Below are 11,466 nucleotides of genomic sequence, written 5' to 3'. Positions count from 1 at the left end.
GGCAGCAGCGGGGGGCGCCGAATGCGCCTGCGTGGGCAGGGCTGGCCGAAAAAGGACGGCACGCGCGGTGACCTGTATGTCCGGCTCAACCTGACCGTTCCCAAGGATCTGACGGACGAGGAAAAGGATCTGTACCGCCGCCTGCGGGACCTGCGGAAGTTCTGAACCCGCTCTGGGTTCAGATGTTGGTGGGCTGGCTGATGCCCTGCAACGCCTGCTCGTCGGCCTGGCCGCCGGTACGTACGGCCAGGTCACCCAGGCTGACGATGCCCACGATACGGCCATGTTCGGTGACGGGCAACCGGCGCAGCTGCCGCTGGGCCATTTCGCGGGCCGCGTCTTCTACGCTGGTGTCTGCCTCCATGGTAAAGACGTCGCCGGTCGTGTAGTCGGTCACAGGGGTGCCGTAGTCATGTCCGTAGGCGACGGCGCGAATGACAATATCCCGGTCGGTGATGATGCCCCGCGGCTGTTCGCCCTCCATCACAAGCACCGCACCGATGTCCTGTTCAAGCATCAGCGTGGCCACTTCCTTGAGGGTCGCCTGGGGATCTACGGTAACGGGGTTGGGCGTCATGATGTCTCGTAGGGTTGGCATAACTCTACCGTAGGACTCCAAGCGAGCTGCGCGGTGGGAGGCAGCTAAAGATCAACAAAGGGAGGGGAAGCCGTGGCCTCCCCTCCTGCTGGTCCCTGGGCGAACTACCGCATCAACCAGTCAAAGCTGGTCTTGATCAGGATGTTGCGGCTGTTGGGTGTCAGCCCCTCAAGCCCGAAGCCCATGTTGACGGTGCGGTAGCGGCCAGCGTCGTTGATCACGATGGCCCCGGCGTTTTCCCCGGCGTTTTGCGCGGTGACGCGGGGGCGCTGGGTCTGCGGCTGACCGCCCAGCACCTGGTTCAGGATGCTGCCGATGATGTTGGCGGCCAGCTGCTCTACCAGGCCACGCGGGTCCTGCACCTTCTGCTGCGCGCGGTTCCGGTTGGGATCCACACGAATACTCTGCGCGGTGATGGTGCCCGCCGTGGCGTTCGCGCTGCCCCAGGAGGCGACGACCTGCGAGCCGTTGAGATCGGCGATCACGTCGGGGTAGTACTGGTTGGCGGCACTGCCCTGGGCGTTGAGGGTAAACGCCGTATTGCCAAACGCGCCACGGGTCACGAACTTGGGAGTGCCGCTGCTGTCCGCCACAAAACGGGTCTTCAACACGCTGCGGTAGAAGTCACTCTCGCCGATGTCGTAGCCAACGTCCTGCCCGGTCACGAGAAGCCGGCCGCCGCCCGCAAGGTACTGCCGCAGGGTGTTCTGGTCCTGGGCGGTGATGGTGTTCTGGTACTGCTCACCCGTCGCCCAGATCACGATGTCCACCCGCTGCATCTCGCTGAGGGGCACCGGGCCCTGCGTCTGGGTGTTCCACACAAAGGCCCCGCCGCTGGCCGCATTGGCCTTGATGGCGTCTCGCAGCGCGTTGGTGACGTCGGCACCCTGACCCATATCGTCGTCGACCAGCAGCACACGCGGCTTACCGCTGCTCGCAGGGGGCTGGGGTTGGGGGGCGGGGGCCGGAGCGGGCTGGCCCGTGACAGGCTTGATGAAGCAGCCCTTCTGCACGCCGGGCACCGGATCCGAACCCCATTCCTCGTTGGTGCACTTGAACCCATCCGTCCCGATGCCGGTCAGGTACCTGCCCGCCGTGCCGTAGGCGGCTTCCCGCTTCCCCTGAAAGTTGCATGTTTGCCCTTCGAGGGCACAGAATTCGTATCCCGCCGGACCGGTGGGCCTGGTGGCCGGCGGCGTGGGCTGAGGTTGCGGCTGAGGTTGTGGCTGGGGTTGTGGTTGGGGCGCAGGTTGACTGCCCCCGGTGGTCACGCCGAGCTTGCCGAGCGCGCCGGGCAGGTTGATCAGGCCGTAGCCGACGTTGTTGTTCTTGCTGCCGGCGTTGCTCGCGCTGGAATACAGGGCGTTTTTGATCGCGTCCACGCTCGTTCCGGGCTTGGCGCTCAGAAGCACCGCCACGGCACCCGCCGCGATGGGACTCGCCTGACTGCTGCCGCTGAGGGCACCGTACCCCCCGTTGGGGAAAGAACTGGTGATCGCCACACCGGGAGCAGCGATGTCGGGCTTCACAAAGACGCCGTTGATCTGGCCCTGCCAGGCAACCGGGCCGCGGCTACTGAAGCTCGCCACCTGCCCATTCTGGTCCACGGCCCCCACACCGATCGCATCGGGGAGGTTGCCGGGGCTGCCGGTGGTGGCGCTGCCGGGGCCGAAGTTGCCGATGGCGAACACCGGCACCACGCCCGCCTTGAGCATGTTCTGCACCGGAACGATGAACTCGTCGTAGGTGCCGGGAATCCCCAAGCTCATGTTCACCACGTCCGCGCCGTCATCGGTGTCGGCGTTGTTGTCCGGGTCAAGGACATACTGCATCCCGGCGATCACCTGCGCAAAGGTGCCCTCGTTGTTGGGCAGGACCAAGGCACTGATCAGCTTGGCCTGGGGGGCCACGCCAACCTCTTTGCCGACCAGCAGGCCCGCGGTGTGGGTGCCGTGGTTGGTTGTGTCGTGGGGACTACTCTGCACCCGGTCGCCGTCCGCGTTGAATTCTGCAAAGGCCGCGAGCTTCCCGGCCAGTTCGGGGTGGTTGGCATCGATGCCGCTGTCGAGGTGTCCAATCCGCACATTCTGTCCGCGGAAGCCCGCCGCCCAGGCCTGGGGCGCCCCGATTTTCTGAAGGTGCCAAGGCGTTCCCGAAGGTGCTGCGGCTGCACTCAGGGCAACGGCGCGGGGCACCTGCACCTTGAAGTTCTCAAAGATGGACTCCACAAAGGGCAGCGTGGCGAGCACTCGCGCCTGCACCGGCGTCAGCGGGAGGTAGATGCTCTGGTCGAGCCACAGCTGCGTGACCTTGCCGGAATTCAGCGCCTGGTTAATGAACCCGGCGGCGGGACCAAGCTGCTTGAGCCGGGCGTTGAGCTGCTGACGGGCAACCTTAAACAGGGTCCGGCCGCGCGCATCGTTGGCGAACTTAAAGCGCACAATCACGCCCACGGTGCTCTGGTCGCCACGCTTGGCGCGCTCCAGCAGCTTCGGTGACAGCACCTGCGCGCCCGCCGTGGTTGCGCCACCCAGCGTGAGGGCCGCGCCGAGCAGCAGAATGGCTTTGGTCTTGTTCATGTTCCGCAGCCTAATGGGCGGGGTGTGACCTGCTCTGAAGCCTCGGTGAGGAAGCCTTGAGGTGCCGTCAGGGCTTCATCAGACTCGCTGGGGGCACCCTAGCGGGCGTAGCCCAGAATCACGCGGCCTTCGCTGATCACGCCGCGCAACATGCTGAAGCGGTAGTAGATCAGAACGACCTGGTTCCCGGGAAGTTGCAGCAGCTGAAGCTGCGCCTTGACCCCGTTTTGTGTGACCGGATTGTTCCCCTTGACGTTCCACTCGAAGCCGCCGCGAATGTCGATGCTGCGGTCGGCGGCAGTGCTGGCCGCCAGAGCCCGCGGTTTGCCGCTAAAGCCCTCTGGTGTCCGCAGTTCAGCTGTTCCCAGGTCAAGCACCAGGCCGCGCAGCACGCCTAGCGCGCCGGGCGCGTCCCCAAACTTCAGCAGATTGCCGTCGCGGACCATATTCAGCCGGGTGGGCTTGCCGGTGGGCACCAGCACCGGGCGAAACACCAGGTACCGCTGGAATTCCTCGCGGGTGATGCCCAGCCGCTCGTCGTACTCGAGCTGCTCGCCCCGGGCAAAACTGATCATCAGCGAGCGCAGGGCGTCGCGACTGCCGTTGACCTCCGTGACCCGGCGCTGCAGCTCGACAAGCGCCAGATCAGAGCGCTGCTCCATGGGTTGCACGTTCTGCCCAGGCTGGGGCACCAGGGCCGCCAGCTTGCTCTGCCAGCCTGCGGGAAGCGCCGTACCGGCCGCGCCCTGTACAGCCGACGAGCGCTCCAGCAGGGCCGCGCCGCCGAGGGCCAGCAGGGTGAACAGGGAGACGCGCAGGGCCTTCATGCCAGAGCTGAGCTTACGCCGAACGGGTGAGAATTCCCCGCGCTGAAGCTGATGGACCCTCAGAAAGAAGCCCCGAAAACGGACATGCCGAACTGGGCTGCGCCGCCCCGGGTCAGGCCTGACCGACGCTGCCCAGCACCCGCATCTTGTGCTCGACGATCTCGCTCATCAGCTCGCGGGCGGGCCCAAAGATCTTGCGGGGGTCAAACTCCTTGGGCGTCTTTTTGAGGACCTCACGGATGCCGACCGTCATGGCCAGACGCAGGTCAGTGTCTACATTCACCTTGGCGATGCCGTACTGCGCAGCCTGCCGCAGGTCGTCGTCCGCGATTCCCACCGCGTCCCCAATCTCGCCCCCCGCGTCCCGCAGGCGCTGCACGATCTCGGGAGCGACCCCGCTCGAGCCGTGCGCGACCAGGGGGATAGACACCAGTTCGCCGATACGCTTGATTCGGGCCTGGTCAATAAAGGGGCGGCCCTTGCCCTTGTACGCGCCGTGACTGGTGCCGATGGCGATCGCCAGGTAGTCGGTGCCGGTCTGCTCAACGAACTGCACCGCCTCCTCGGGGTCGGTCAGGAAGGCGTCCTTTTCATCGACCACAACGTGTTCCTCGATGCCCCCCAGGCGGCCGAGCTCAGCTTCTACGCTGATGCCCATCGCGTGGGCCGCCTCGACGACCCGGCGCGTCTCGCGCACATTTTCCTCAAAGGGGTGGTGCGAGGCGTCGATCATCACCGAGGTAAAGCCCATCTTGATCGCCCGCAGCGCCGACTCGTAGGAGGAACCGTGGTCGAGGTGCAGCGCGACGGGCACGGTGGCCCGCTCGGCGATATCAATCACCAGATTCGCCAGGTCCTGTCCACCGTACTTGATCGCTCCTTCGGACATCTGCACCATCACGGGCGAACGCAGCCGCTCCGCGGTGTGGATGATCGCCTGGGTAATTTCCATATTGTTGGTGTTGAACGCACCGACTGCGTACTTGCCCGCGCGGGCGGGCACCAGGATGTCATGACCGGTTACGAGCATAGGTTGTGCCTCCTTTTCGGAGTCTCACTTTACCCGGCCCAGCTGTGCCCGGCTATCCCGGACGTCCCGGCGGGCACCGGGCGTAGGATAACGGCATGACCTTTTCTCCCCCTGCCCTCCCTTCGGTGGACCTCGCGGCGCGGCTCTCGGGCCGAGCTCGGCGCATGACCGCCAGCGCTATCCGCGAGATTCTCAAGGTCACCCAGCAGCCCGACGTGATCTCTTTCGCGGGTGGCCTCCCCGCCCCGGAACTGTTTCCCATCGAGGAGGTGCGCCGCGCGGCCGACGCGGCCCTGACGAAGTACGGTCCAGCTGCCCTGCAATACTCCACCACCGAGGGGCACCTGCCGCTGCGCGAGTGGATCGCCGCTCGCGCGGGCATCACGCCTGCACACGTGCAGATCGTGACCGGCAGCCAGCAGGGCCTCGATCTGCTGGGCAAGATCCTGATCGACGAGGGTGACGTGGTGCTGGTGGAAGCACCCACGTATCTGGGCGCGCTGCAATCCTTCCTGCCCTACGGGCCCCGCTACGTCGAGCTCCCCACCGACGAACACGGCATCGACACGGACGCGCTGGAAGCCGTGCTGCGGGCGCATCCCGCCAAGCTGCTGTACGCCATCCCCAACTTCCAAAACCCGACCGGGCGAACCCTCAGCCTGGAACGCCGCCGCCGCCTGCTGGAACTCACCGCGCAGTACGGCGTGCTCGTGGTGGAGGATGACCCCTACGGCAAGCTGCGTTTTCGCGGCGAAGAACTTCCCAGCCTGTACCAGCTCGCCCTGGAGCTGACGGGCGACCCCGACCGCAGCCATGTCATCTACTCCAGTTCCTTTTCGAAGACGCTGGTGCCCGGCCTGCGCGACGCCTGGGTACAGGCCGCTCGGCCGATCATCGAGAAGCTGGTACAGGCCAAGCAGGGGGCGGACCTGCACACGCCCACGCTCAATCAGATGATCGTCGCGGAGCTCGTTCATGACGTGCTGCCCCGTCAGATCGAGACCGTGAAGAAAGCCTACGGCGAGCGCGCGCAGGACATGATCGCCCGCCTGCGCGAGGCCTTTCCGCCCGAGGTGCAGTTCACCACCCCGGAAGGCGGCATGTTCCTGTGGGTGACCTTGCCGGAAGGAACCGATACCACGGCGCTCCTCACGCGAGCCGTCGAACGCAAGGTGGCCTTTGTGCCCGGCAGCCCCTTCTACGCCCTCGGCGGCGGGCAAAACACCATGCGCCTGAGCTACTCCAGCGCCACGCCCGAACAGATCCGCCGCGGAATCCACGCGCTCGGCGAGACGATCCGGGAGGCGCTGGAGGCAACGCGCTGAGCGGCATCCGCCCTCCGGCGACCCCGCTGCTCCTGCCCGCCCCGCTCCCGCTATCATCCCGCCGATGACCGCTGAAGCTCCCCTGGGCGTGTTTGACTCCGGCGTGGGCGGCCTGAGCGTGCTGCGTGAGCTGCGCCGGGAGATGCCCCACGAGCACGTCCTCTACTTGGCCGACACCAAGCATGTCCCCATCGGCGCACGCTCCGACGAGGAGATTCGTGACCTCACCGCGCGAGCGGTGGCGGCGCTGCACGCGCGCGGGGCCAAGGGTGTGGTCGTGGCCTGCAACACGGCGTCCGCCTTTAGCCTCACGCAGCTGCGCGAGCGGTACGGGCTGGCCTTTCCGATCATCGGCCTGGTGCCCGCCGTCAAGCCCGCTGTGGCGGCGACCCGCTCGGGCGTGGTCGGGGTGCTGGCGACGCCGGGAACGCTGCGGGGAACGCTGCTGCGGGACGTGATTCGCCAGTTTGCCGAGCCCGCTGGGGTGCGCGTCCTGACCGCCGTGAGCGCCGAACTCGTGCCGCTGGTCGAGGCGGGGCAGGCGGACAGTGACCGGGCGCGGGCGGTGCTGCGCGAGACCTTGACGCCCCTTGCCGCAGCGGGCGCCGACAGGCTGGTGCTGGGCTGCACCCACTACCCCTTCCTGGCGGGCAGCATTCGAGCCGAGTTCGGAGAGACCTTTACGCTCCTCGACAGCGGGGCAGCGGTTGCGCGGCATACCCGCAACGTGCTGCAGCAGGCTGGGCTGCTGCGGAAACCAGGCGAGCCGGGGACAGTCCGCTATCTGGTGACAGGAGAACCGGAGACGTCCCGCCCCGTGATCGCCACCCTGATGGGGACGGACAGGCAGAATGTAACGGTGCAGCAGGTGACCACGTGACCCCGTCCCTTCCCACCCGCGAGGGCCGTGACGCCCTCACTCCCCGGCCGCTCCGGGTGCAGCGCGGCGTGAATCCACACGCTGCGGGCAGCGCCCATCTGAAGCTGGGCCGCACCGAGATCCTCGCGACCGTCAGTGTGGAGGACAAGCCCGCTCCGCATATGCGCGGCAAGAAGGAGGGCTGGCTGACCGCCGAATACGCGATGCTTCCCCGCGCCACGACCGAAAGGCAGCCGCGCGAGCGGAGCCTTCAGAACGGACGCCGCCACGAGATTCAGCGCCTGCTGGGCCGTGCCCTGCGGGCGAGCCTCGACCTCTCGCCGTTTCGCGGTCAGACCCTCTACGTGGACTGCGACGTGCTGATCGCAGACGGCGGCACCCGCGTCGCCAGCATCCTGGGCGGGTACGCGGCTCTTCATGATTTCGCCGACCGCATGATTCGCGCCGGCACACTGACCGAATGGCCCCTGCTGCATGCCGTAGGCGCCGTCAGCGTCGGCCTCGTCGGCCCTGAGCTGCGGGTGGACCTCGACTACGCCGAGGACCGGGTGGCGCGGGCCGACCTCAACGTCGTGGCCACGGACGCGGGGCTTTTGATCGAGACCCAGGGCGGCGCGGAGGAAGGCCCCATCACCCAGGCCGAGTACACCGCCATGCTCACGGCGGGGGTAGAGGCGGTCGGCCGCCTGCTGCGAGAACTGCACGAGCAGTTGTAGGCCGCTTTTCGCCTCCTCTCTGTTACACTTCCCCCACAGAAGGAGGCAGGCATGAGCGTGACGGGAGCCGTCGGGCGGGCACTTCTCGCCAGCATCTTTATCAAAAGCGGTGTGGACCACCTCCAGAACCCTGCGCCCATCGTGCGCGCGGCGAAAGGGGCAGAGATTCCTCAGCCCGAGCTCGCCGTCAAGGTCAACAGCGCCGTTATGGTCGGCGCGGGGACGCTGCTGGCGCTCGGGGTGGCGCCCCGCCTGGCCGCCACGGCCCTGGCGGTCAGCCTGGTGCCCACCACAGTGATCGGCCACCCCTTCTGGGACCGCGAGGGCCGGGAACGGCAGCACCAGCAGACCCACTTCATGAAGAATCTGGCGCTGTTCGGGGCGCTCCTGGCGGTGGGCAGCCGCAGCTAGTTCCTTCCCTCCGCGGGAGGTTAAAGGTCGATGGGGAAGATCCAGCGGCTGGCCTCACCCGCAGCCGAGAAGCTGGGGCATGACTGAGCCGAGCAACCATGATCCCACGGCCACTGAGCAGGACGTCATCGAGGAGGGCATGCAGGGCGCGACCGGCGAGGTCGATGCCAATGGACTCGAGAAAAACTTCGACCGAAAGGAGAAGTTGGATGAGCTGCAGGACAACCTGCAAGACCTGACGCGGGGCACGACCGGCGAGGAGCAGCAGGGCAACGCCTGAACCCGGTGCCTCATACGCCCGCCGGTTGAACAGGGAGGCAAGCCCTGCACCATCCGACCGGCGGGCGAAGGAACAAGGACGGGTGCCCGGGCGAGGCTGGAATCCGTCTCAGAGTTCTAGCCCCAACGGTGTGGGCCGAGCCGCCGGAATGGCCGTGACCAGCACCTCATATTTGCCGGTCACAAAGACTTTGAAGCCGTGTTTCTGGAGGGCCCGCCGAGCCGCGGTGACGTCCGCGGTGAGCAGGCTGAGATCAGGGCGAGCAAAATTGCGCAGGCGCGCTCCATAACTCAAGAAGCCGTCACGGTAGCGGGCGTTTGGAAAACCGAGGACCAGGCCGCCCGTGGCCGTGAGGTGCTGGCGGCGGAGGGCCGAGAGCAGCACGTCCTGGCGGAGGCCGGGGCTTTGCAGCAGGCTGAGGGCAAGCACCAGGTCAAAGCGGCCCAGCTCCGGGACGGGCAGGGCCTTGACGTCCAGCACCTGAAAGGTCGCTCGTGGGTGGCGCGCGCGGGCAGCGGCCAGGGCGGACTCGTCGAGGTCCACGCCCACCACCTCAAAGGTCCGGTCGGGGAAGGCGAGGCCCAGCGCGTCCAGTTCATGTCCGCCGTTCACGCCCAGGGCCAGCACGCGCCCACCGGGTGGAGGACTGACGCGCCGCAGCGCCTCGACCAGCGTGAAGAGGAATACGGGGTCCTCCAGCTTGTTCACCCGTGCCCAGTCGCCCGCTGCGCCGTACCCCCGCGCGTCGGGTGCGGGCGCGTTGGCATAACGGCGGAGACGCACGCGTACCCGGCCCTCCCCGTCCCGCTCCGGCGTGAGCAGGTGGGCGCCCAGCAGGTCCGCGAGGTCAGCCCAGGTTTGCCAGGGGCGGTGCACGCCGTGCGCGGTCGTCTCCCCCGCGTAGCGGCCCAGGCCGAGGTCAGGGTCAGGAACGGTGAGGGTGACTTCGCCCGCTTCTGCCAAAACGGCGCGCACCGCGGGAAGAATCACGCCGAGGGGTTCGTGGGAGAAGTGGAGGAGCGGTTGGGGCATGTGGCCTGTCGCGGAACGTGGGGACACCTGGGAAGGGATCGCCTCAATACCCCCGGTGCCGCACCTGCGCCCCCTGTTCTTCCAGCCAGTCCGTCACCGCGCCCACAGCGCCCTTGACGCCCGGCGTGATGATGGGACCGCCGAAGCTCGCCAACCGCACGAGGTGCGTGCCGTCTTCCCGCCCGGTGATGCCGATGAGGACTTCTTGGGTCAGTTCTCCCTCCACGACGTGGGCGAGCACGACCCAGCCGTCCTGTTTGAGGCTGCGGTACAGGTCGAGCAGCACGGCCGTCCAGCCCGCCGGGTTCTCGCGGCTCTGTCCGCCGCGAGCGGTATGTTTACGGAACTCCGTGGGACCAAAGGTGTCGGGCAGGGTCAGGATCGCGTGGGGCACGGCGGGGGAATCCTCCGGATCAGGGTAACGGGTGACCGTGCCGTGAGGCACAGCGGGATGCTCGGTGGGAATGAAGCGGGCGTGGTGCACTCCCAGGCCCAGGTCACGCCACTTCAGCGCGTACTTGGTCTCTAGGGCAGCAGGCGGGGGAGCCGTGAGGTCCACGCGCATCACTCCGCTGGCAGCGGCCTCGGCGCAGGCAAAGGCGAAGTATTCCTCGTGGTCGGTGGTCAACAGCACCGCCCCGCCCGCTTTCAGGCGGCTGGCGGCCAGGCGAAAAAAGGGCGCGCGCAGCAGGCGATGTTCCTGGTGGCCCGCCTTGGGCCAGGGGTCAGGAAAGTTCACGATGATGGCGTCCAGCCCTCCGGCGGGCACCACCTCGCGAATCAGGGGCGTGGCGGGCAGCCGGGTCAGGACGGCGTTGGTCAGCCCCGCCTTGCGCAGCCGCCTTTCGGCCTTCAAGAGGGATACGCCGCTGATCTCCACACCGAGATAGTTCGGCGCGGCGGGGAAGGTCGCGGCGTAGTGCGGCCAGAACCGGCCATCACCGAAACCGACCTCCAGCACCCAGGGCCGCTCCGGGGTGTGGGGATAGAGCCGCGCGGCCCAGTCAGGAAAATGAAAGTCCGAGAGGCGGTAGATCATGCCTCCACCAGCTCTTCCGCGAGGCGTGCGGCGTCCTCCAGCACGCTCGTATACGTATGCTCGCCGGGCGTGCAGCGGCCCAGGGCGTACACCCGCTCAAAGCGCGTGAGGCGAAAGCCGCTCAGTTCGGGAGGAGCAGGAGTCAGAAAGCGCACGTCGTAGGGGGGCGCACCCTCCACACCGGCCGCGGTCTGCTCGGCCCCGATCAGCCACACGCCCGAGCTCGCCAGGTCGTCCGCCAGGAAGTCGTAGGCGACCTCGGAGAGCCGCCCGGCCTCCTCCAGCGTCTCTCCAAGCAGCAGGCGGCCTTTCAGGAAAGCCCCGACCGCCAGCACGGCCACCCGAGCACGCAGCACCGGGCCTTCCCAGGTGGAGAGGGTGACCTGGGTGCCCCCTTCATCCAGGGCCGTCACGGTGCTTTGCAGCAGGTGAATGCCCGCAGTCGCTTCTATCTCTGCCTTGAGATACCGGTGAAAGGTCCAGCCGTCGGTGTCGGGAGCAATGCGGGCGGCGACCTGAGCAAACAGGCTGCCAGGCGGAAACTCCGCCCCCGCCACGGTGGGCTGGTACAGGTTGCCCAGGTGGTCAAGCGCCTGCGAGACGAGCAGCACGTCCCGTCCGGCTCGTGCCAGACGCCAGGCAAGTTCTGTCCCGGCAAGGCCCGCGCCGATGACCGCCACATCGTACAGGTGCCCCGGCTGCGGCTGGCTGCGGGGCTGAGAGGGTCCAAACATCAAAGGAGAAGTTTA

General features: G+C 67.3%; 13 protein-coding genes (1 of these 13 running past the window's edge). 6 read left to right on the top strand and 7 right to left on the bottom strand.

All coding sequences use genetic code 11. The features are described 5' to 3' along the window. Positions 1-165 carry the 3' portion of a DnaJ C-terminal domain-containing protein gene (locus EI73_RS10830; protein WP_034386668.1) on the top strand. The gene continues 744 nt to the left of window position 1, outside the view, so 165 of the gene's 909 nt are visible here — the last part of the coding sequence; its start codon lies beyond the left edge, outside the window; the stop codon is at positions 163-165. A gap of 13 nt (positions 166-178) precedes the next feature. Here the strand turns inward: EI73_RS10830 and EI73_RS10825 are convergent, their stop codons facing one another. From EI73_RS10825 to fba, 4 genes are all read right to left on the bottom strand, one after another. Beyond that, entirely contained in the window at positions 179-598 is a 420-nt protein-coding gene (locus tag EI73_RS10825; protein WP_034386666.1) for a CBS domain-containing protein, read from the bottom strand. 104 nt (positions 599-702) lie between these two features. Further along, positions 703-3,177 carry a S8 family serine peptidase gene (locus tag EI73_RS10820; protein WP_034386664.1) on the bottom strand — a complete coding sequence of 825 codons (2,475 nt, stop codon included), beginning with the start codon at positions 3,175-3,177 and terminating at the stop codon, positions 703-705. A gap of 98 nt (positions 3,178-3,275) precedes the next feature. Continuing rightward, entirely contained in the window at positions 3,276-4,004 is a 729-nt protein-coding gene (locus EI73_RS10815; RefSeq protein WP_034386662.1) for a hypothetical protein, read from the bottom strand. Positions 4,005-4,116: 112 nt separating this feature from the next. After that, positions 4,117-5,034, bottom strand: coding sequence for a class II fructose-1,6-bisphosphate aldolase (gene fba, locus EI73_RS10810; protein WP_034386659.1), 918 nt, complete (start codon positions 5,032-5,034; stop codon positions 4,117-4,119). Between the two features lie 95 nt (positions 5,035-5,129). Here fba and EI73_RS10805 point away from each other — a divergent pair, with 95 nt between their 5' ends. From EI73_RS10805 to EI73_RS10785, 5 genes are all read left to right on the top strand, one after another. Further along, positions 5,130-6,359, top strand: a complete 1,230-nt coding sequence (locus tag EI73_RS10805) for a PLP-dependent aminotransferase family protein (protein WP_034386657.1) — start codon at positions 5,130-5,132, stop codon at positions 6,357-6,359. Positions 6,360-6,423: 64 nt separating this feature from the next. Beyond that, on the top strand, positions 6,424-7,239 hold the full coding sequence (gene murI, locus EI73_RS10800) for a glutamate racemase (protein WP_034386654.1): 816 nt from the start codon (positions 6,424-6,426) through the stop codon (positions 7,237-7,239). Beyond that, positions 7,236-7,955, top strand: coding sequence for a ribonuclease PH (rph, locus tag EI73_RS10795; protein ID WP_034386652.1), 720 nt, complete (start codon positions 7,236-7,238; stop codon positions 7,953-7,955). Before murI ends, rph begins: the two co-directional genes overlap by 4 nt. A gap of 51 nt (positions 7,956-8,006) precedes the next feature. Further along, positions 8,007-8,366, top strand: a complete 360-nt coding sequence (locus EI73_RS10790; RefSeq protein WP_034386650.1) for a DoxX family protein — start codon at positions 8,007-8,009, stop codon at positions 8,364-8,366. Between the two features lie 79 nt (positions 8,367-8,445). After that, positions 8,446-8,646, top strand: a complete 201-nt coding sequence (locus EI73_RS10785) for a hypothetical protein (RefSeq protein ID WP_034386647.1) — start codon at positions 8,446-8,448, stop codon at positions 8,644-8,646. A gap of 108 nt (positions 8,647-8,754) precedes the next feature. Here the strand turns inward: EI73_RS10785 and EI73_RS10780 are convergent, their stop codons facing one another. The 3 genes from EI73_RS10780 to EI73_RS10770 are packed head-to-tail and all read right to left on the bottom strand — an operon-like array spanning position 8,755 to position 11,451. Then, entirely contained in the window at positions 8,755-9,678 is a 924-nt protein-coding gene (locus EI73_RS10780) for a methyltransferase domain-containing protein (protein WP_034386645.1), read from the bottom strand. Between the two features lie 43 nt (positions 9,679-9,721). Next, positions 9,722-10,717 carry a tRNA (guanosine(46)-N(7))-methyltransferase TrmB gene (locus tag EI73_RS10775; RefSeq protein ID WP_034386643.1) on the bottom strand — a complete coding sequence of 332 codons (996 nt, stop codon included), beginning with the start codon at positions 10,715-10,717 and terminating at the stop codon, positions 9,722-9,724. Next, entirely contained in the window at positions 10,714-11,451 is a 738-nt protein-coding gene (locus tag EI73_RS10770) for an FAD-dependent oxidoreductase (RefSeq protein ID WP_034386641.1), read from the bottom strand. The genes EI73_RS10775 and EI73_RS10770 overlap by 4 nt, the downstream gene beginning before the upstream one ends. Between the last annotated feature and the right edge of the window lie 15 nt (positions 11,452-11,466).

This window comes from Deinococcus sp. YIM 77859 (genome assembly GCF_000745175.1).
Lineage (GTDB): Bacteria > Deinococcota > Deinococci > Deinococcales > Deinococcaceae > Deinococcus.
This window is presented reverse-complemented; position numbering and strand designations above follow the sequence as displayed.